The organism is Streptomyces sp. NPDC037054, from assembly GCF_055606745.1.
Window position 1 is genome coordinate 423,671 of the sequence record NZ_JBVJSJ010000005.1, and the last position, 19,833, is coordinate 443,503.

At 72.0% G+C, this 19,833-nt stretch carries 17 protein-coding genes and 1 riboswitch; of the genes, 15 read left to right on the top strand and 2 right to left on the bottom strand.

The window, feature by feature from the left end:
* The first annotated feature begins 224 nt into the window (after positions 1-224).
* From mfd to ACZ7D7_RS15430, 13 genes are all read left to right on the top strand, one after another.
* Complete coding sequence (gene mfd, locus ACZ7D7_RS15370; RefSeq protein ID WP_470824722.1) at positions 225-3,761, top strand: transcription-repair coupling factor; 3,537 nt, start codon at positions 225-227, stop codon at positions 3,759-3,761.
* 274 nt (positions 3,762-4,035) lie between these two features.
* On the top strand, positions 4,036-4,761 hold the full coding sequence (locus ACZ7D7_RS15375) for an HNH endonuclease family protein (protein WP_470824723.1): 726 nt from the start codon (positions 4,036-4,038) through the stop codon (positions 4,759-4,761).
* Positions 4,762-4,926: 165 nt separating this feature from the next.
* On the top strand, positions 4,927-5,544 hold the full coding sequence (locus ACZ7D7_RS15380) for a hypothetical protein (protein ID WP_470824724.1): 618 nt from the start codon (positions 4,927-4,929) through the stop codon (positions 5,542-5,544).
* A gap of 38 nt (positions 5,545-5,582) precedes the next feature.
* Complete coding sequence (locus ACZ7D7_RS15385; protein WP_470824840.1) at positions 5,583-7,061, top strand: serine/threonine-protein kinase; 1,479 nt, start codon at positions 5,583-5,585, stop codon at positions 7,059-7,061.
* A gap of 179 nt (positions 7,062-7,240) precedes the next feature.
* Complete coding sequence (locus tag ACZ7D7_RS15390; RefSeq protein WP_470824726.1) at positions 7,241-7,885, top strand: SurA N-terminal domain-containing protein; 645 nt, start codon at positions 7,241-7,243, stop codon at positions 7,883-7,885.
* Positions 7,886-8,045: 160 nt separating this feature from the next.
* On the top strand, positions 8,046-9,017 hold the full coding sequence (locus tag ACZ7D7_RS15395) for a nucleoside triphosphate pyrophosphohydrolase (protein WP_470824727.1): 972 nt from the start codon (positions 8,046-8,048) through the stop codon (positions 9,015-9,017).
* A 26-nt stretch (positions 9,018-9,043) separates the two neighbouring features.
* Entirely contained in the window at positions 9,044-10,369 is a 1,326-nt protein-coding gene (locus ACZ7D7_RS15400; RefSeq protein WP_470824729.1) for a cytochrome P450 family protein, read from the top strand.
* 125 nt (positions 10,370-10,494) lie between these two features.
* The gene (locus tag ACZ7D7_RS15405) at positions 10,495-11,466 is read left to right on the top strand and encodes a transglycosylase family protein (RefSeq protein ID WP_470824730.1); all 972 of its coding nucleotides are present in this window, start codon (positions 10,495-10,497) and stop codon (positions 11,464-11,466) included.
* Positions 11,467-11,643: 177 nt separating this feature from the next.
* A riboswitch (cyclic di-AMP (ydaO/yuaA leader) is annotated at positions 11,644-11,815 on the top strand.
* A gap of 4 nt (positions 11,816-11,819) precedes the next feature.
* A complete protein-coding gene (locus tag ACZ7D7_RS15410) occupies positions 11,820-12,524 on the top strand; it encodes a transglycosylase family protein (protein WP_470824731.1) in 705 nt (234 codons plus the stop codon).
* Positions 12,525-12,836: 312 nt separating this feature from the next.
* Positions 12,837-14,117, top strand: coding sequence for a phosphopyruvate hydratase (gene eno / locus ACZ7D7_RS15415; protein ID WP_470824733.1), 1,281 nt, complete (start codon positions 12,837-12,839; stop codon positions 14,115-14,117).
* Positions 14,118-14,233: 116 nt separating this feature from the next.
* Complete coding sequence (locus ACZ7D7_RS15420; RefSeq protein ID WP_470824735.1) at positions 14,234-14,707, top strand: FtsB family cell division protein; 474 nt, start codon at positions 14,234-14,236, stop codon at positions 14,705-14,707.
* Between the two features lie 55 nt (positions 14,708-14,762).
* Positions 14,763-15,305 (top strand): DUF501 domain-containing protein, encoded by a 543-nt coding sequence (locus tag ACZ7D7_RS15425; protein WP_470824737.1) that lies wholly within the window; start codon positions 14,763-14,765, stop codon positions 15,303-15,305.
* Complete coding sequence (locus tag ACZ7D7_RS15430) at positions 15,302-16,255, top strand: Ppx/GppA phosphatase family protein (protein ID WP_470824738.1); 954 nt, start codon at positions 15,302-15,304, stop codon at positions 16,253-16,255. Before ACZ7D7_RS15425 ends, ACZ7D7_RS15430 begins: the two co-directional genes overlap by 4 nt.
* 37 nt (positions 16,256-16,292) lie before the next feature.
* Here ACZ7D7_RS15430 and ACZ7D7_RS15435 read toward each other — a convergent pair whose 3' ends face one another.
* Together ACZ7D7_RS15435 and ACZ7D7_RS15440 are read right to left on the bottom strand one after the other, a co-directional pair.
* Complete coding sequence (locus tag ACZ7D7_RS15435; RefSeq protein WP_470824739.1) at positions 16,293-16,562, bottom strand: type II toxin-antitoxin system RelE family toxin; 270 nt, start codon at positions 16,560-16,562, stop codon at positions 16,293-16,295.
* Complete coding sequence (locus ACZ7D7_RS15440) at positions 16,559-16,831, bottom strand: type II toxin-antitoxin system Phd/YefM family antitoxin (protein WP_048457331.1); 273 nt, start codon at positions 16,829-16,831, stop codon at positions 16,559-16,561. Before ACZ7D7_RS15440 ends, ACZ7D7_RS15435 begins: the two co-directional genes overlap by 4 nt.
* A gap of 256 nt (positions 16,832-17,087) precedes the next feature.
* Between ACZ7D7_RS15440 and ACZ7D7_RS15445 the strand changes: the two genes are divergently transcribed.
* The gene (locus ACZ7D7_RS15445; protein ID WP_470824740.1) at positions 17,088-17,927 is read left to right on the top strand and encodes a hypothetical protein; all 840 of its coding nucleotides are present in this window, start codon (positions 17,088-17,090) and stop codon (positions 17,925-17,927) included.
* A 409-nt stretch (positions 17,928-18,336) separates the two neighbouring features.
* A complete protein-coding gene (locus ACZ7D7_RS15450) occupies positions 18,337-19,725 on the top strand; it encodes an NAD(P)/FAD-dependent oxidoreductase (RefSeq protein ID WP_470824741.1) in 1,389 nt (462 codons plus the stop codon).
* The last annotated feature ends 108 nt before the right edge of the window (positions 19,726-19,833 follow it).

The following is a 19,833-nucleotide window of genomic DNA, read 5'->3' on the forward strand; positions in this document are numbered from 1 at the left end:
AGTCGTGCCGCTGGGGCACCCCGCGGCACCCCGCGGCACCCCGCGGCACCCCGCGGCGCCGGGCCGCGGGGTGGCCGTGATGGTCACGGCAACGCCGGACGCCAGTCAACCCACGTCCACAGCCCCCCCGCACCCGCCGCCCGGCCGTCGTACGCTGGACACCCCCGGCCCGCAGCGCGCGTCGGGCTCTTCGTGTTGCCGACCCGGACGGAAAGCCCCCTCCAATGAGCCTGCACGGTCTGCTCGACGCAGTCGTCAAGGACCCCGCCCTCGCGGAAGCGATCGGCGCGGCCTCCGACGGCACCCGCACCCACGTCGACCTCGTCGGCCCCCCGGCGGCCCGCCCCTTCGCCGTGGCCGCCCTGGCCCGCGACTCCGGCCGCCCCGTGCTCGCCGTCACCGCCACCGGCCGCGAGGCCGAGGACCTCGCCGCGGCCCTGCGCTCCCTGCTGCCCCCGGACGGCGTCGTGGAGTACCCCTCCTGGGAGACGCTCCCGCACGAGCGCCTCAGCCCGCGCAGCGACACCGTCGGCCGCCGCCTCGCCGTCCTGAGGCGCCTCGCCCACCCGCGCCCCGACGACCCCGGCACGGGCCCCGTCTCCGTCGTCGTCGCCCCGGTGCGCTCCGTGCTCCAGCCACAGGTCAAGGGCCTCGGCGACCTCGTCCCCGTGGCCCTGCGCACCGGTCAGACCGCCGACCTGAACGAGGTGGTCGAGGCCCTCGCCGCCGCCGCGTACGCGCGCGTGGAGCTCGTCGAGAAGCGCGGCGAGTTCGCCGTACGCGGCGGGATCCTGGACGTGTTCCCGCCCACCGAGGAGCACCCCCTGCGCGTCGAGTTCTGGGGCGACGACGTCGAGGAGATCCGCTACTTCAAGGTCGCCGACCAGCGTTCCCTGGAGGTCGCGGACCACGGCCTGTGGGCACCCCCGTGCCGCGAGCTGCTGCTGACCGAGGACGTCCGCACGCGCGCGCGTGCCCTCGCCGAGGAGCACCCCGAGCTGGGCGAGCTGCTCGGCAGGATCGCCGAGGGCATCGCCGTGGAGGGCATGGAGTCCCTCGCCCCGGTCCTCGTGGACGACATGGAGCTGCTGCTCGACGTGCTCCCGAAGGGCTCCATGGCCGTCGTGTGCGACCCGGAGCGGGTCCGCACGCGCGCCTCGGACCTGGTCGCGACGAGCCAGGAGTTCCTCCAGGCGTCCTGGGCGGCGACCGCCGGCGGCGGGGAGGCCCCCATCGACGTCGGCGCGGCCTCCCTGTGGTCGCTGGCGGACGTCCGCGACCGGGCGCGCGAGCTGGACATGATGTGGTGGTCGGTGTCGCCGTTCGCCGCCGACGACGCGCTCGACGAGGCCGACACGCTGAAGCTGGGCATGCGCGCCCCCGACACCTACCGGGGCGACACCGCGAAGGCGCTCGCCGACACCAAGGGCTGGCTGGCCGACGGCTGGCGCACGGTGTACGTCACCGAGGCCCACGGCCCGGCCGCCCGCACGGTCGAGGTGCTCGGCGGCGAGGGCATCGCGGCCCGCATGGACCAGGACCTCACCGAGCTGAGCCCGTCCCTCGTGCACGTGGCGTGCGGCTCGATCGACTACGGCTTCGTCGACCCGGCGCTGAAGCTCGCCGTGCTCACCGAGACCGACCTGTCCGGGCAGAAGGCCGCCGGCCGGGACGGCACGCGCATGCCCGCCCGGCGCCGCAAGACCATCGACCCGCTCACCCTGGAGCCCGGCGACTACATCGTCCACGAGCAGCACGGTGTGGGCCGCTACATCGAGATGGTGCAGCGCACCGTGCAGGGCGCCACCCGCGAGTACCTGGTCGTGGAGTACGCGCCCGCCAAGAGAGGCCAGCCGGGCGACCGGCTCTACATCCCCACCGACCAGCTGGAGCAGATCACCAAGTACGTCGGCGGCGAGGCCCCCACGCTGCACCGGCTGGGCGGCGCCGACTGGACGAAGACCAAGGCGCGGGCCAAGAAGGCCGTCAAGGAGATCGCCGCCGACCTGATCAAGCTCTACAGCGCCCGCATGGCCGCCCCCGGCCACACCTTCGCGCCGGACACCCCCTGGCAGCGCGAGCTGGAGGACGCCTTCCCGTACGCGGAGACGCCGGACCAGCTGACCACGATCGCCGAGGTCAAGGAGGACATGGAGAAGTCGGTCCCGATGGACCGCCTGATCTGCGGCGACGTCGGCTACGGCAAGACGGAGATCGCGGTCCGGGCCGCCTTCAAGGCCGTCCAGGACGGCAAGCAGGTGGCGGTGCTGGTGCCGACCACGCTGCTGGTGCAGCAGCACTTCGGCACGTTCAGCGAGCGGTACGCGCAGTTCCCGGTGACGGTGAAGGCGCTGTCCCGGTTCCAGACGGACACCGAGGCGAAGGCGGTCCTGGAGGGCCTGCGGGAGGGCTCGGTCGACATCGTCATCGGCACGCACCGGCTGTTCTCCTCGGAGACCAAGTTCAAGGACCTCGGCCTCGTCATCGTCGACGAGGAGCAGCGCTTCGGCGTCGAGCACAAGGAGCAGCTGAAGAAGCTGCGGGCCAACGTCGACGTGCTGACGATGTCCGCGACGCCGATCCCCAGGACCCTGGAGATGGCGGTCACCGGCATCCGCGAGATGTCGACGATCACCACGCCCCCGGAGGAGCGCCACCCGGTCCTCACCTTCGTCGGGCCGTACGAGGAGAAGCAGATCGGCGCGGCCATCCGCCGTGAACTGCTGCGCGAGGGCCAGGTCTTCTACATCCACAACCGCGTCGAGTCGATCGACCGCGCGGCGGCCCGGCTGCGGGAGATCGTGCCCGAGGCGCGCATCGCGACGGCCCACGGCCAGATGTCGGAGCAGGCGCTGGAACAGGTCGTCGTGGACTTCTGGGAGAAGAAGTTCGACGTGCTCGTCTCGACGACGATCGTCGAGTCCGGCATCGACATCTCCAACGCGAACACGCTGATCGTGGAGCGCGGCGACACCTTCGGCCTGTCCCAGCTGCACCAGCTGCGCGGCCGGGTCGGCCGCGGCCGTGAGCGGGGCTACGCGTACTTCCTGTACCCGCCGGAGAAGCCCCTGACGGAGACCGCCCACGAGCGGCTCGCGACGATCGCCCAGCACACCGAGATGGGCGCCGGCATGTACGTCGCGATGAAGGACCTGGAGATCCGCGGCGCGGGCAACCTGCTGGGCGGCGAGCAGTCCGGCCACATCGCGGGCGTCGGCTTCGACCTGTACGTCCGCATGGTCGGCGAGGCCGTCGCGGACTACCGGCGGCAGCTGGAGACCGGCGAGATCGAGGAGGAGCCGCCGCTGGAGGTCAAGATCGAGCTTCCGGTCGACGCGCACGTCCCGCACGACTACGCGCCGGGCGAGCGGCTGAGGCTCCAGGCGTACCGGTCCATCGCGTCCGCGAACTCCGAGGAGGACATCAAGGCCGTACGGGAGGAACTCGTCGACCGCTACGGCAAGTTGCCGGAGCCGGTGGAGAACCTGCTGCTGGTGGCGGGGCTGCGGATGCTGGCGCGCGCGTGCGGCGTCGGCGAGATCGTACTCCAGGGCACCAACATCCGTTTCGCGCCGGTGGAGTTGCGCGAGTCGCAGGAGCTGCGCCTGAAGCGGCTGTACCCGGGCACGGTGATCAAGCCGGCGGCGCGTCAGGTGCTGGTGCCGCGCCCGAAGACCGCGAAGGTCGGCGGCAAGCCGCTCGTCGGCCGCGATCTGCTGGCGTGGGTGGGCGAGTTCCTCACGTCGGTGCTGGGGTCGTAGGTCCCGGCGGAGGGGCGTCGGCGCACCGGCGCACCAAGCCGTCCGCGGGGCGTGAGTCGTCCGCGGACGGCCGGTGCTGTCGGGGAAGGTCCAGCCGTGTCCCGTCCGGTGTGTCGTGCCGGTGTCAGTGCTCCTCCCGGAGGTGACTCTCTTCCGAAGATACGCCCGGCTCATTCCCTATGCCCATTTGATGGCGGTGTGGTCTGGACCTCTCGCTCGCTACGGTGGGGGCGCACCACAACAGAGGACTTCCACAGGGGGAGGGGCGCGCGGGATGCGTCTGCGGGGCGGGACGGCGGCCGCGGCCGTCGTGACGGTGCTGGCCGTGGCGGGCACGGCGGGCTGCACGGGAGGCACCACCGGGTCGGCGGGCCCGCCGGACACCACGGACTGGGCGAGCGAGGCGGACGCCGTGGTCGCGTCCCTGCCCGTGAAGGGCCGGGCACCCAGGACCGGTTACGACCGCGACAGGTTCGGCTCCCCGTGGGCGGACACCGACTCCAACGACTGCGGGACGCGCGACGACATACTCAAACGCGACCTGGAGGACGTGCGGTTGGGCGGCGACGGCTGCAAGGTGCTCGCCGGGACGCTGGCCCCGGACCCGTACACCGGCCGGGACGTCGCCTTCGCGCGCGGCCGCAGCAAGGTGGACGTCGACCACATCGTGGCCCTCTCGGACGCCTGGCAGAAGGGCGCCCAGAACTGGGACGGCCGCAAGCGCATAGCGCTGGCCAACGACCCGCTGAACCTCCTCGCCGTCGACGCGGGCACCAACCGCGCCAAGGGCGACGGCGACACGGCGACCTGGCTGCCGCCCAACAAGGCGTACCGGTGCACGTACGTCGCCGCCCAGGTCGCCGTGAAGAAGAAGTACGGGCTGTGGGTGACCGCCGCCGAGAAGGCCGCGATGATCCGGGTGCTGTCCGACTGCCGGGGTCAGCGGCTGCCGTCGGGCGGCAACCCGACCAAGGCACCCGCGCGCTTCCACGCGGACTGACCCGGCACCGCGACTGACCCGGCACCGGCGACTGACCGGCACTACAACGGTTCGGTACAACCCGGGACCGGCCTCGGCGGTCCGGCTATACGCTCGGACTCCCGAACGGGCACAGTTCACACACCCGTTCGTCCCCGTCGGCTCACATCCCGGTCCAGGAGCAACATGTACGGCCATGGCGCGGCGCCGCCCACCCGCAGCGCGGCAACGGTCATCACCCTGCGCGTGCTGTTCACCGCCGCCGGTGTCCTCACCTGCGGGGTGTTCTCGTGCGTGCCGCTGTTCCGGGTCGCGCTGCTGCGCGGGCACTGGTTCCACTGGACGGCGGCGTGGCTGAGCCTGCCCCTGAGCCTCGGCTGCTTCATGGTGGTCGGCGTCCTTCCGGAGGGCGACAACCGCAGCGACGTCGCGCTGGCCACCGTCCTGCTCCTCGGCGCCGCGAGCAGCGCCTACTTCCTGACCGTCGACATCCGCTTCCACAACGAACTGCGGCGCGGCGCCGGTCACCTGCCGCCCGGCGCGCCGACCGTGCACACCGGGTACGGCTTCCCGCAGGCCGCCTCGCCGTACGCGCCGACGCCCGTGCCGGGGCATCCGGCCGGCCCGGCACCGATGCCCCCGACGCAGCACGGCCCCGCGCCGCACGGCGCCGTGCCGCCCGTGCCGCCGCCGGCCGGGCCGCCCGGGCCCGCCCGCATCGACCAGGTCCGCGCCGAACTCGACGAGCTCAGCGACTACCTGCGCCGGCAGGACGGCGACGGCGGCCGGCAGGACGGCAGGTGACCGGGGCGGCGGGACGCGTCGTCGCCGACCGCTACGAACTGTCCGCGCTCATCGGCCAGGGCGGCATGGGCCAGGTCTGGACGGCCTACGACCAGCGCCTCGACCGGCGCGTCGCGGTGAAGCTGCTGCGCCCCGACAAGGTCGCCGGGCACGAGGCCGACGAACTGCGCCGCCGCTTCCTGCGCGAGTGCCGGGTCACGGCCCAGGTCGACCACCCGGGCCTGGTCACGGTCCACGACGCGGGCAGCCACGGCGAGGAACTCTTCCTCGTCATGCAGTACGTCGACGGCGCCGACCTCTCCGACCACCTCGCCGAGCACGGCCCGTACCCCTGGCAGTGGGCGGTCGCGGTCGCCGCGCAGTTGTGCGCCGTACTGAGCGCCGTGCACGCCGTGCCGATCGTCCACCGCGACCTGAAACCGCGGAACGTGATGGTCAAGCAGGACGGCACCGTCACCGTCCTCGACCTCGGCGTCGCCTCCGTCATGGACACCGACACCACTCGCCTCACCCACACCGGCACCCCCATCGGCTCGCCCGCCTACATGTCCCCGGAGCAGGCCATGGGCGGCGCCGTCGGCCCCTACACGGACCTGTACGCGCTCGGTGTCGTCCTGCACGAACTCCTCAGCGGGGACGTGCCGTTCGCGGGCTCCACGGCGCTCGGCGTCCTGCACCGGCACCTGTACGAGCCGCCGCTGCCCGTGCGCCGGCTGCGCCCGGAGGTGCCCGAGGCATTGGAGGCGCTCGTCCTGCGGCTGCTCGCCAAGGACCCGCAGCACCGCCCCGACTCCGCCCAGGAGGTCTACGAGGCCCTCGTCCCGCTGCTGCCCGCGCGCGGCACCCCCAGCGGGGCGCCCCTCGACCCCACGCGCCCGTTCCTGCGCCCGCACGCGCCCTGGCCGGACCGGGCCCGCACCCCCGCCCCGCAGCCCGCGCCCGCCGCCGGCCGGTCGGACGTCGCCGCCGCCGTCGACGAGGTCAAGCGACTGCTCGGCGAGGGCCGCATCACGCAGGCCGTCGACATCCTCGGCGCGATCCTGCCGACCGCCGCCCGGCAGCACGGCGAGCACTCCCCGGTCGTCCGCACCCTGCGCAAGCAGTACGCGGCGACCCTCATGGACGACGGCCAGTACCGCCGCGCCCTGCCCGAGCTGCGCCGCCTCGCCGACGAGCGGGCCGCGGAGGCCGGGCAGGCCGACCCGCAGTCGCTGCGGTTCCGCTTCGACTGCGCCCAGTGCCTGGAGGCGCTCGGCGAACCGGCGGCGGCCCTCGCCGAGTACCGGTCCCTGCTGCCGTACTACGAGAACCAGTACGTGGCCGCCGGCGATCCGGGCCTCGCCCACGACGTGCGCCGCCGCATCGGCCTGCTCCTCCTCGCCCTCGGCGACCGCGCCGCCGCCCACGACACGCTGGCCCGGCTGCTGCACGACGTGGAGCGCGTCCAGGGTCCCGCGCACCCCGTAGCGGCCGAGGTGCGGCGCACGCTCCAGTGGCTCGGACAGGTCCGCGGCTGACCGGCGGGCGAAGGACGACGGACGCAGGACGACGGGCGAGGGACGAGCGGCGAGGCGCGACGGTGCCGGAACTGCCCGTGAATCGTTGGTCGAATGGGTTGGCCAAAGCTGGGCCACTGCCTACCATCGATCACCGCAAGACTTTGTGCACCGTCGCACAATCTCCTCGGGAGGTTTCCTTGCACCGCCGCCGTCGCTCCGCGCTCCTGCTCACTGCCGCGATCGCCGCGGGCCCACTGATCACCGCCTGCGGCAACGACGCGCACCCGGGCGCCGCGGCCGTCGTCGGCGGTGAGCGGATCACGGTCGCGCAGCTGGAGAACCGGGTCAACGAGGTGCGCGCCGCGCAGCGGGCCGCCGTGCGGGACGAGTCCCAGTACGAGCAGGCCATCGCCCGTACCGGCCGCCTCACCCGCGACACCCTGCACAACATGGTCCTCGACCAGGTGCTGCACCGCGCCGCGCGGGACGCGGGCGTGACCGTCACCCGCAAGGAGATCCAGCAGATGCGCGCCGGCCTGGAACAGCAGGCGGGCGGCGCGAAGGGCCTGGAGACGGCCTGGCTCCAGCAGTACGGCATCGCGCCCGAGCGGCTCGACGAGAACCTGAAGCTCCAGCTGGAGGCGCAGAAGCTCGCCAAGCAGCTCGGCACCGACACCTCGCGCCCCGAGTTCTGGAAGGCGCTGTCCAAGGCCTCCGAGAAGCTCGACATCGACCTCAACCCGCGCTACGGCACCTGGGACGTCGAGAAGAGCGGCCGCGTCGACGCGAAGACGCCGTGGGTGCGGGACGTGACGGCGGCAGCGCAGCAGCAGCCGGCGTGACCCGGCCGCCGGTCGCGGCGGCCTGTGGACGACCGGCCCGTCGGCGTCCGGCCTGTGGACAACCGGCCTGTGGACAACCGGTCTGTGGACAGCGGGCCTGTGGACAGCGGGCCTGTGGACAACCGCGGGGGCTGTCGGGGGCGTGGGTTACGTTCGGATCGTGAACGCAATCAGCCCCGAGGCCGCCCCCGGCCGTGTCGTCCTGCTCACCACCAGCCACCGCGTCGCCCCCGGGCTGCTGTCCTGGCCCGCCTGGCAGGCGCTGCGCGACGCCGACCGCGTGCTGTGCGCGGACGGCGCCCATCCGCAGCTGCCGTACCTGCGGGAGGCCGGCATAGCGGTCGACGAGGCGTCCCCGACCGCCGAGGAACTCGTCGACGCCTGCGCCGGCGGCCGCACGGTCGTCGTCGTGGCGACCGGTGAGGGCGAGCCCGCCCTCACCGATGGCCTGGCGCGCCTCGCGGGCTCCGGCCGGTTCCGGATGCCGGACCTGGAGCTGCTCCCCGCCTCCTACGACCTGCCCGGCGCCCGGCTGCTCGACCTCGTCCAGGTCATGGACCGCATCCGCGCCGAGTGCCCGTGGTCCTCGCGGCAGACCCACAATGGGCTCGCGAAGTACGGCATCGAGGAGGCGTACGAACTGGTCGAGGCGATCGAGGAGGGCGACCGCGACGAATTGCGCGAGGAACTGGGCGACGTCCTGCTCCAGGTCGTCTTCCACGCCCGCATCGCCGAGGAGGACCCGGAGGCGCCGTTCTCCGTGGACGACGTGGCGGGCGGGATCGTCGCCAAGCTCGTCCACCGCCATCCGCATGTCTTCGGGGACGCGACGGCGACCACCCCCGAGGAGGTCAAGGAGCACTGGCTGCGCACCAAGGCGGTCGAGAAGCGGCGCACCTCCGTCACCGAGGGCATCCCCCTCGGCCAGCCCGGCCTGGCCCTCGCCGCCAAGCTGGCCTCCCGGGCCCGCACGGCCGGCCTGGACGTGCCGCTGCCCCGCGTCGAGGGCATCGGCTACGAGCTGCTGGCCCTGGCGGTCCGGGCGGAGGCGGAGGGCGTCGACCCGGAGGCGGCCCTGAGAGCGGCGGCCCGGGCCTACCGCGACGCCATCAGGGACACGGAGAACCGCTGACCGGCGTCCCGGATACGGTCGAGCACGTGACCAACCAGCCCCACTCCCGCCCCGCCGCCCCCGAACTCTTCACCTGGGAGTTCGCCTCCGACCCCTACCCCGCCTACGCCTGGCTGCGCGAGCACGCCCCCGTGCACCGCACCCGGCTGCCCAGCGGCGTGGAGGCCTGGCTGGTCACCCGCTACGCCGACGCCAAGCAGGCCCTCGCCGACCAGCGCCTGTCCAAGAACCCGGCGCACCACGACGAACCCGCGCACGCCAAGGGCAAGACCGGGATCCCCGGGGAGCGCAAGGCCGAGCTGATGACGCATCTGCTCAACATCGACCCGCCGGACCACACCAGGCTCCGGCGGCTGGTCAGCAAGGCGTTCACCCCCCGCCGCGTCGCGGAGTTCACGCCCCGCGTGCAGGAGCTCACCGACCGGCTCATCGACCGCTTCGCCCGCGAGGGCTCCGCCGACCTCATCCACGACTTCGCCTTCCCGCTCCCCATTTACGCCATCTGCGACCTGCTCGGCGTCCCCCGCGAGGACCAGGACGACTTCCGTGACTGGGCGGGCATGATGATCCGGCACGGCGGCGGCCCGCGCGGCGGTGTCGCCCGCTCCGTGAAGAAGATGCGCGGCTACCTCGCCGACCTCATCCACCGCAAGCGCGCCGCCCTGCCCGCCGAACCGGCCCCCGGTGAGGACCTCATCTCCGGCCTGATCCGCGCCTCGGACCACGGCGAGCACCTCACGGAGAACGAGGCGGCGGCGATGGCGTTCATCCTGCTGTTCGCCGGCTTCGAGACCACCGTCAACCTCATCGGCAACGGCACCTACGCCCTCCTCACCCACCCCGGGCAGCGCACCCGCCTCCAGGACTCCCTCGCCGCCGGCGAACGCGACCTGCTCGAAACCGGCGTGGAGGAACTCCTGCGCTACGACGGCCCGGTGGAGCTGGCCACCTGGCGGTTCGCCACCGAACCGCTCTCCCTCGGCGGCCAGGACATCGCGCCCGGCGACCCCGTCCTCGTCGTGCTGGCCGCCGCCGACCGGGACCCGGAGCGGTTCGCCGACCCGGACGTCCTCGACCTCGGCCGCAAGGACAACCAGCACCTCGGATACGGGCACGGGATCCACTACTGCCTCGGAGCGCCCCTCGCCCGGCTGGAGGGACAGACCGCGCTCGCCACGCTCCTCACCCGCCTGCCCGACCTGCGACTGGCCGTGGATCCCGACCAGTTGAGGTGGCGCGGCGGTCTCATCATGCGCGGACTGCGCACCCTGCCCGTCGAGTTCACACCCGAGGGTGCCCGGCCGACCCCGGACCGCGACCCCGGCAAAGGTGACACACCGTCAGAGCTGTGATCTTAACGTGATCTGCGCGGCATGAACTTGTGACGGCTGATCGAATGCCTATACGTTTCCGGATCAGCGTGGCGCCGAGTCCCACTCGCCGCGCCGTTCACTGCTGTCTCGCGAAAGGCCCCCGCATGCTCTCCGGGAACGGTCGTCACCGTCGCCCCCGCCAGGCTCCGGCTCTCCTTGTCGCGGCCGGAGTGACCGGCTCCGCCATCGCCATCCCGCTGCTCGGCGCGACCGGCGCGAGCGCGGCCGACGGCGCCTCGTGGGACCGGGTCGCGGAATGCGAGACCGGCGGCTCGTGGAGCCAGAACACCGGCAACGGGTACTACGGCGGGCTCCAGTTGACCCAGGAGGACTGGGAGGCGTACGGCGGGCTCGACTTCGCCTCCAGCGCCGACCAGGCCAGCCGCTCGCAGCAGATAGCCGTGGCCGAGCGGATCCTCGCCGACAGGGGCGCCCACGCCTGGCCGACCTGCGGGCTGCTCGCGGGCCTCGACGGCGACGGCGGCGACGCCGACGTGGACACCGGCGTGTCCGAGTCGCCCGACTCGACCGACACCTCCGATTCCTCCGACTCGTCCGGCTCCTCGGACGGGTCGAGCGGGCCGGACTCCGGTTCGACACCTTCCTCGGACCCGTCCGACGGCACCACCCCCTCGGACTCCTCGGACGAATCCGGCGATTCCGGCGACACGGGTGCGAGCCCCGCCCCCAGCGAGTCCGCCGACTCCACCAAGCAGGACGACTCGGACAAGTCCGAGCAGGGCGACGGCGCTTCGGAGGGCACGGAGACCGGCGGGACCGGCACCGGCCGCCACCGCGGCCCGAGCGCCGAGGAGAGCGCCGCCGACGGCCGCGAGGACGGCTCCTCCGGCCGCCACGCCTCACGCGACGCGGCAGCCGCCCGCGACGCCGGCGACGGCACCTACACCGTCCGCACCGGAGACAACCTCTGGGCCATCGCCGACTCCCTCGACCTCCGCGGCGGGTGGCGCGAGCTCTACACCGCGAACCAGGAAGCGATCGGCGCCGACCCGGACCTGATCCTGCCCGGTCAGAAGCTTGCGGTGCAGGGCGAATCGGTCGAAAAGCAGCGGTAGTTCACGTCACGGTTCGCCGTGGAATGTCCGGTTTAAATGCAGTGAGAGATAGGTCTCAGAAGCCCTGATCGTCTTTGAAATTCGGCGGCGCGCGTGTCTACGGTCAAGGCCGCTCGCCATCGCGGGCACCGGCCGCCGCAACGCCGAATCCTGCCAGTGGCGGCCCGGTAACAGTCGTCGCGTCAAGCGCCGTAGGCAGGAGCGGGGGACCCAAGGTAAGTGCCGGGCCCAGCAGTTGAGCTGGACCGGCTTGGGGTGAAGCCGCGCGCATCGAGAGGTGCCGCGCGGCCGGGCAACTCAACCGGCCCGAACCCGACAGCTCACCTCGCAGGCGTCGGTGAGGGGATCCAACCATGCTGTTTTCCGGCAAGGGCAAGCACCGTCGTCCGTCCAAGGCCACTCGCGCCATCGCCATCGCCGGCGTCACCGGCGCCGCCGTCGCCGCCCCGCTGATGGCGTCCGGCACCGCCTCCGCCGCCACCGCCTCCGAGTGGGACGCCGTCGCCCAGTGCGAGTCCGGCGGCAACTGGTCCATCAACACCGGCAACGGCTACTACGGCGGTCTGCAGTTCTCCGCCTCCACCTGGGCCGGCTACGGCGGCACGCAGTACGCGTCCACCGCCGACCAGGCCACCAAGGAGCAGCAGATCGAGATAGCCGAGAAGGTTCTCGCGGGTCAGGGCAAGGGCGCCTGGCCGGTCTGCGGCACCGGCCTGTCCAACACGCCGTACGGCGGCGGCAGCTCCTCCTCGTCCGACTCGGGCTCCGGCTCCGGCCAGAGCGCGGGCGGCGACACCGCCACCACCGACCGCTCCGCCGAGCAGCCCGCCTCCCGCTCGCAGGAGCGTCCGGCCGCGAAGAAGACCGTCACCACCCCGACCGGCAAGAAGGTCAAGAAGGGCGACGGCGAGTACAAGGTCGTCAAGGGCGACACCCTCAGCTCCATCGCCGAGGAGCACGACGTCAAGGGCGGCTGGGCGAAGCTGTTCGAGCTGAACAAGGACATCGTCGAGGAAGCCGACCTCATCTACCCGGGTCAGCAGCTGCACCTGAAGTGACACCTGAACCGACACGCGGTTCGCAGCCCGGACCCTCGTGAACCCCCCGCCCCGGTGCGTCCTTCCCCCGTACGCACCGGGGCGGGGTCATGCGTGTCCGGGCCGCGTGTCGTCGGCTCTTTCCCCACTCTTCATCCGCCACCCCCTTTGTTCCGACGGTGAACAATGGGTACCGTCTGTCTGTCCACGGGACGGTCGGTCGGCTGGCCGACGGCCCGGGGGCGGTTAGGCTCTAGTCGCAAGGCACACCAAGGCCGCCCACGGCCCCCGTGCCCCGCACTTCCAGCGTCACATCCCAAGAAGGAGATGCTCGTGCCGTCCATCGACGTCGTCGTAGCCCGGGAAATCCTGGACTCCCGAGGCAACCCCACGGTCGAGGTCGAGGTCGGCCTCGACGACGGCAGCACGGGTCGTGCCGCCGTCCCGTCCGGCGCCTCGACGGGCGCCTTCGAGGCCATCGAGCTCCGCGACGGCGACCCCAACCGCTACCAGGGCAAGGGCGTCGAGAAGGCCGTCCTGGCCGTCATCGAGCAGATCGGCCCGGAGCTGGTCGGCTACGACGCCACCGAGCAGCGCCTGATCGACCAGGCGATGTTCGACCTGGACGCCACCGACAACAAGGGCTCGCTGGGCGCCAACGCCATCCTCGGCGTCTCGCTCGCCGTCGCCCACGCCGCCTCCGAGGCCAGTGACCTGCCGCTGTTCCGCTACCTGGGCGGCCCGAACGCGCACCTGCTGCCGGTGCCGATGATGAACATCCTGAACGGCGGCTCGCACGCCGACTCCAACGTGGACATCCAGGAGTTCATGATCGCCCCCATCGGCGCGGAGTCCTTCTCCGAGGCGCTGCGCTGGGGCACCGAGGTCTACCACACCCTCAAGAAGGTGCTGAAGAGCAAGGGCCTGGCCACCGGCCTCGGCGACGAGGGCGGCTTCGCCCCGAACCTCGGCTCCAACCGCGAGGCCCTCGACCTCATCCTCGAAGCCGTCAAGGAGGCCGGCTACACCCCCGGCTCCCAGATCGCCCTGGCGCTCGACGTCGCCGCGTCCGAGTTCTACAAGGACGGCTCCTACCTCTTCGAGGGCAAGGAGCGCTCCGCCGCCGAGATGACCGAGTACTACGCCGAGCTGGTCGACGCGTACCCGCTGGTCTCCATCGAGGACCCGCTGTTCGAGGACGACTGGGCCGGCTGGCAGACCATCACCGAGAAGCTGGGCGACAAGGTCCAGCTCGTCGGCGACGACCTGTTCGTCACCAACCCGGAGCGCCTGGCCCGCGGCATCGAGGACGGCGCGGCCAACGCGCTGCTCGTGAAGGTGAACCAGATCGGTTCGCTCACCGAGACCCTGGACGCCGTCGAGCTGGCCCAGCGCAACGGCTTCAAGTGCATGATGTCCCACCGCTCCGGCGAGACCGAGGACGTCACCATCGCCGACCTGGCCGTCGCCACCAACTGCGGCCAGATCAAGACCGGCGCCCCGGCCCGCTCCGAGCGCGTCGCCAAGTACAACCAGCTGCTGCGCATCGAGGAGATCCTCGACGACGCCGCGGTGTACGCCGGCCGCAGCGCCTTCCCGCGCTTCAAGGGCTGACCCGGCCCACGCGGCCGACCCGGCCGTAGAGGCAGCGTCGTACGTACGTCCCCGTACCCGGTCCCGTACCGTGTGCGGGGACGTACGCGCGTGGGAAACGGGAGGCGGGGAGACACATGGCCGTGAAGGACCGGGACCGGTTCTCCACCACGACCAGGCTCAAGCTGCTCGGGGAGCAGACCGCGGCGCGGGTCTACCGCTCGCAGACCCGGCGCCAGGCCCGCCGCTCCCGGCTGACCGGCCGGGCCGCGCTGCTCGCCCTGGTGGTCTGCTCACTGATCGTGGCCCTGGCCTACCCGATGCGGCAGTACGTCTCCCAGCGCGCCGAGATCGCCGACCTCGAACGGCAGAAGCAGCAGGCGAAGGAGCGCGTCGAGAAACTGCGCGACCTCAAGGCCCGCTGGCAGGACGACGCGTACGCGGAACAGCAGATCCGGCAGCGGCTGCACTACGTCATGCCCGGGGAGACCGGCTACGTCGTCGTCGACCCGGACGCCGCCCGGCAGTCCCGCGCCGACCAGGGACGGGCCGACCGCCCCTGGTACTCGAACATCTGGGACGGGGTCGACAAGTCCGACGCCGCCGAGTGAACGGCGACGTCGCCGCCCAGTGAACAGCGAACGAGACAGGTCGAGAAAGACAGGTATGGAAACGCCCCCGCCCTCCACCCCGCGCACCGAGCCCTCCGACGCGGACGTCGAGGCCTTCAAGCAGCAGCTCGGGCGGCCGCCGCGCGGCCTGCGGGCCATCGCGCACCGCTGCCCCTGCGGGCAGCCCGACGTCGTGGAGACGGCGCCCCGCCTGCCCGACGGCACGCCCTTCCCGACGCTGTACTACCTGACGTGCCCGAAGGCGAACTCGGCGATCGGCACGCTGGAGGCGAACGGCGTGATGAAGGAGATGACGGAGCGGCTGGCCGCCGACCCGGAGCTGGCCGCCGCCTACCGGGCCGCGCACGAGGACTACGTCCGGCGCCGCGACGAGATCGAGGAGCTGAGGAACTTCCCCAGCGCCGGCGGCATGCCGGACCGCGTGAAGTGCCTGCACGTCCTCGTCGCGCACTCCCTCGCGGCCGGCCCCGGCGTGAACCCGCTGGGCGACGAGGCCCTCGCGATGCTGCCGGAGTGGTGGCGCAAGGGCACCTGTGTGACGCCGACGGCTGAGACGACGGAGGGGGACGCCCGGTGACCAGGGTCGCCGCGATCGACTGCGGTACGAACTCCATCCGCCTGCTGGTGGCCGACTGCGACCCGGCCACCGGCGAGCTGGTCGACCTCGACCGCCGCATGACCATCGTCCGCCTCGGCCAGGGCGTCGACCGCACCGGGCGGCTCGCCCCCGAGGCGCTGGAGCGGACCTTCGCCGCCTGCCGCGACTACGCGGAGATCATCAAGGAGCACGGCGCCGAGCGGCTGCGCTTCGTCGCCACGTCCGCGTCCCGCGACGCCGAGAACCGCGACGACTTCGTGCGGGGCGTGCTGGACATCCTCGGCGTCGAGCCCGAGGTCGTCACCGGCGACCAGGAGGCCGAGTTCTCCTTCACCGGCGCGACCAAGGAGCTGGCGGGACGCGAGGACCTGCACCGCCCGTTCCTCGTCGTGGACATCGGCGGCGGCTCGACCGAGTTCGTCGTCGGCGACGACCACGTGCGCGCCGCCCGCTCCGTCGACGTCGGCTGCGTCCGGATGACCGAGCGGCACCTGGTGACGGACGGGGCGGTGGCCGACCCGCCGACCGGGGAGCAGATCGCGGCGATGCGGGCCGACATCGTGGCGGCCCTCGACCTGGCCGAGGAGACGGTGCCGCTGCGCGAGGCGCGCACGCTGGTCGGGCTGGCCGGCTCGGTCACGACGATCTCGGCGATCGCGCAGGACCTGCCGGAGTACGACTCGGCGGCGATCCACCACTCCCGGGTCTCGCGCGAGCGCGTCCGGGAGATCACGGACTGGCTGCTGCGCTCCACGCACGCCGAGCGGGCCGCGGTGCCCTCGATGCACCCGGGCCGCGTCGACGTGATCGCCGCGGGCGCCCTGGTCCTGCTGACGATCATGGAACGGACGGGCGCCGAGGAGGTCGTGGTGAGCGAACACGACATCCTGGACGGCATCGCTCATTACGCGGCGAGCGAGGCACGTTGAGGGGCGGTGCCCGGCGATATGGGTGCCGGGCGGGGCGTCACAGGTTGCGGTAGACGTCCCGCCGGTCGCCCACCTTGACGGCCAGGACGACGAGTTCGCCGTCGTTGATCTGATAAGCAATCCGGTAGCTTCCGACCCGCAGCCGGTAGAGCCCGGACGGGCCGGTGAGCTTCTTGACATCGGCGTCCTGGCGGTACGGGTCGTCACCGAGTGCGGTCAGCGCGGTCAGGATGCCCATGGCGTCGGGTCGGCTGATGGCCCGGAGCTGCCGCTGCGCCGCCGCGGTGAACCGGAAGGCGTACTTCACGCCGCCTCGCCGTCCTGCTCAGTGAACAGGTCCGCCAGCAGTTCCGCCATGGTTACGGTGGTGCCGCCCTCGGCCAGCACCGCTTCGGCTTCGCGCGCCAGCATCACATCGGCCGCTTCCTCCAGCGCTTCGAAGTCCGAGATCGGAACGACGGCCGCCACCGGGGCGCCATTGCGCGTGATGACGGTCGGGACGCCTTCCTCGGCCCGGTTGATGTGGTCGGCGAGGTGGGCTCGAGCTTCCCGCACGGTCACGGTGTTCTCAGTCATGAGCTCAGTGTACGCGTTCTCGTGTACACAGGGGCATCGGTCGGGAGTCGCGTTCGTGAGCGATCCTTTACGGCATCGCCTTCGCCGTGGCGGAAGATCCGGCCTGACCGGCCGTCGGGCGGCCCTTTCGGGCCCGCCGGGGCTTCTGCCCGGCGGGTCTCGTCCCGCTCTGCCGGGATGTATCCGCTTTGTATGCCCGCCCTCTTGAATCCTCGCGACACGCAGGCTTCTTCGCCTCTTCCTGAAAGGGCGGCCCATGTCCGAGAGTTCCGAACGTTCCGGCGGCACGAGGCTCAGCAGGCGGCGGCTGCTCGCCCTCGGCGGCGGCCTGGCCGGCGGTGCCGTGGTGGCGGGCGCGACCCCCGCGTCGGCGGCGACCGACTGGTTCCGGCTGCCCGTCGTCACGGCCAACATCGGCCGCACGAACCTGGCCGCGCGCGAGGACGCGATCCACGACGTCCGCTTCTGCGACCCCGGCCACCGCCCCCTGGTGGGCTGGCAGGAGATCCAGGAGGGCGACGGGGACAGCCTCGAACGCTCCTGCATCACCAAGTACTTCGGCGATGCCTACGCCAACCCGTTCCTGTGGCACGACTCGGCCTACCGCGTGCCGTTCTCCGTCCCCGCGCACTGGACGGTCGTCAGCCGGGGCAGCACCTTCGTGCACGGCGGCATCTCGGGCGTCACGCCGCCGCGCTGGATCAACGAGGTCGTGGTGCGGCACGTCAACCACCCCGCCCTGGAGTTCGCGCTGATCAACACGCACTACATCGCGAACGCCTACAACGGCTCCCGGAACCCGGACCTGCGCGACGAGTGGGACCTGCACAAGCAGAAGCACAAGGACCGTGTGCTGGCCCACCACCGGGCCGGTCGCCCGGTCATCTGGACGGCGGACACGAACAACCCGGACTACGCGAAGGCCACCGGCTGGGACGCCGAGCGGCAGGTGTTCTTCCGGGGCATCGACCGGATCAACTGGATGCCCGGCGACGGCCGTGTCCAGCTCGATCTGCTGGGCACGGACACGGTCGACATGCGCGTCGACGGCCATGACGCGCGCGTGGCGATCTTCCGCGTCCGGCTCGTCCGATGAGCAGGTCGGACAGCGTATGAGCGCCCCGAGGGGCCCCGGACGGGCCCCTCGGGACGGTGTCGGCGGGAAAGTTCGTGAAGTTCTTCACAAGGAATTCGGCCCGCTCGTTGCACCGAAGAGGGCCCATGGGCCCTTCCGGGCCCCCAACAGCCCCTTGAACATGTTCAGAAGGCCGGAACCATGCGGTCCGGCAGGGGCGTTCCGGAGAGCGTTCACGGACCCCTCACAGACCACCGGAAGCCTCAGAGAGGCAGCTCACGCGGCATTGACAACGGGTCACCGGGGCCGCGGGTTCCCCTCCGGCGGCGTGACCTGGCGCACGCGAGCCGCGGAGTTTAGCACAGGCCCTGTCGGAGCTTGTGAAGGGGCGCACGAGGTACCCCCCTGGAACGGGTGGATACTCGATGGCATGAGCACCACGGAGCGTCCCAGGATCCTCGTAGTAGGCGGTGGGTACGTAGGCCTGTACGCAGCTCGTCGCATTCTGAAGAAGATGCGCTACGGCGAGGCGACCGTCACGGTCGTCGACCCGCGCTCGTACATGACCTACCAGCCCTTCCTCCCCGAAGCCGCCGCCGGCAGCATCTCCCCGCGGCACGTCGTCGTCCCGTTGCGACGCGTGCTTCCCAAGGCGGAGATCCTCACCGGCCGGGTCACCACCATCGACCAGGACCGCAAGGTCGCCACCATCGCCCCGCTGGTCGGCGAGGCGTACGAGCTGCCCTTCGACTACCTGGTCATCGCGATGGGCGCGGTCTCCCGCACCTTCCCGATCCCCGGCCTCGCCGAGCAGGGCATCGGCATGAAGGGCATCGAGGAGGCCATCGGCCTGCGCAACCACGTTCTCGAGCAGCTCGACAAGGCCGACTCCACCACCGACGAGGGGATCCGCCGCAAGGCGCTCACCTTCGTCTTCGTGGGCGGCGGTTTCGCCGGTGCGGAGACCATCGGCGAGGTCGAGGACATGGCCCGGGACGCCGCGAAGTACTACAAGAACGTGTCCCGCGAGGACATGCGCTTCATCCTCGTCGACGCCGCGGACAAGATCCTCCCCGAGGTCGGTCCCAAGCTCGGCAAGTACGGCAAGGAGCACCTCGAAGGCCGCGGTGTCGAGGTCTACCTGTCCACCTCCATGGAGTCCTGCGTCGACGGCCACGTGGTGCTGAAGAACGGCCTCGAGGTCGACTCCAACACGATCGTGTGGACCGCCGGCGTCAAGCCGAACCCGGCGCTGTCCCGCTTCGGTCTGCCGCTCGGCCCGCGCGGTCACGTCGACTGCGCGCCGACGCTCCAGGTCCAGGGCACCGACTACATCTGGGCCGCGGGCGACAACGCCCAGGTCCCGGACCTCGTCGGCCGCAAGGCCGGCAACGAGAACGCCTGGTGCCCGCCGAACGCGCAGCACGCGCTGCGGCAGGCCAAGGTGCTCGGCGACAACGTGATCTCCGGCATGCGGGGCTTCCCGCAGAAGGAGTACAGCCACGCCAACAAGGGCGCCGTCGCGGGCCTCGGCCTGCACAAGGGCGTCGCGATGATCGTCTTCGGCAAGATGAAGATCAAGCTCAAGGGCCGCCTCGCCTGGTACATGCACCGTGGCTACCACGGCATGGCGATGCCGACCTGGAACCGCAAGATCCGCGTCTTCGCCGACTGGACGCTCGCCGTGTTCCTCAAGCGCGAGGTCGTCTCGCTCGGCGCGATCGAGACGCCGCGCGAGGAGTTCTACGAGGCCGCGAAGCCGGCGCCGGTCGCCGCGCCGCAGGCCGAGAAGACCGGGGAGAAGGCCAAGGCCTCCTGACCCTCCGGTCACCGTTCGCCCCGAAGGGGCCGCCCGCCATCCGTGGTGCGGGCGGCCCCTTCGGCGTTTCCCGCCCCACGGCCGTGAGCGGCGTGCGGCGTGCGGCGT

Coding starts and splice junctions, on each gene's coding strand:
- ACZ7D7_RS15420 (WP_470824735.1), top strand. CDS start 14,234: ATGGCCGTGAAGGACCGGGACCGGTTCTCCACCACGACCAGGCTCAAG.
- ACZ7D7_RS15410 (WP_470824731.1), top strand. CDS start 11,820: ATGCTGTTTTCCGGCAAGGGCAAGCACCGTCGTCCGTCCAAGGCCACT.
- ACZ7D7_RS15445 (WP_470824740.1), top strand. CDS start 17,088: ATGTCCGAGAGTTCCGAACGTTCCGGCGGCACGAGGCTCAGCAGGCGG.
- ACZ7D7_RS15450 (WP_470824741.1), top strand. CDS start 18,337: ATGAGCACCACGGAGCGTCCCAGGATCCTCGTAGTAGGCGGTGGGTAC.
- ACZ7D7_RS15380 (WP_470824724.1), top strand. CDS start 4,927: ATGTACGGCCATGGCGCGGCGCCGCCCACCCGCAGCGCGGCAACGGTC.
- ACZ7D7_RS15405 (WP_470824730.1), top strand. CDS start 10,495: ATGCTCTCCGGGAACGGTCGTCACCGTCGCCCCCGCCAGGCTCCGGCT.
- ACZ7D7_RS15440 (WP_048457331.1), bottom strand. CDS start 16,831: ATGACTGAGAACACCGTGACCGTGCGGGAAGCTCGAGCCCACCTCGCC.
- mfd (WP_470824722.1), top strand. CDS start 225: ATGAGCCTGCACGGTCTGCTCGACGCAGTCGTCAAGGACCCCGCCCTC.
- ACZ7D7_RS15425 (WP_470824737.1), top strand. CDS start 14,763: ATGGAAACGCCCCCGCCCTCCACCCCGCGCACCGAGCCCTCCGACGCG.
- ACZ7D7_RS15375 (WP_470824723.1), top strand. CDS start 4,036: ATGCGTCTGCGGGGCGGGACGGCGGCCGCGGCCGTCGTGACGGTGCTG.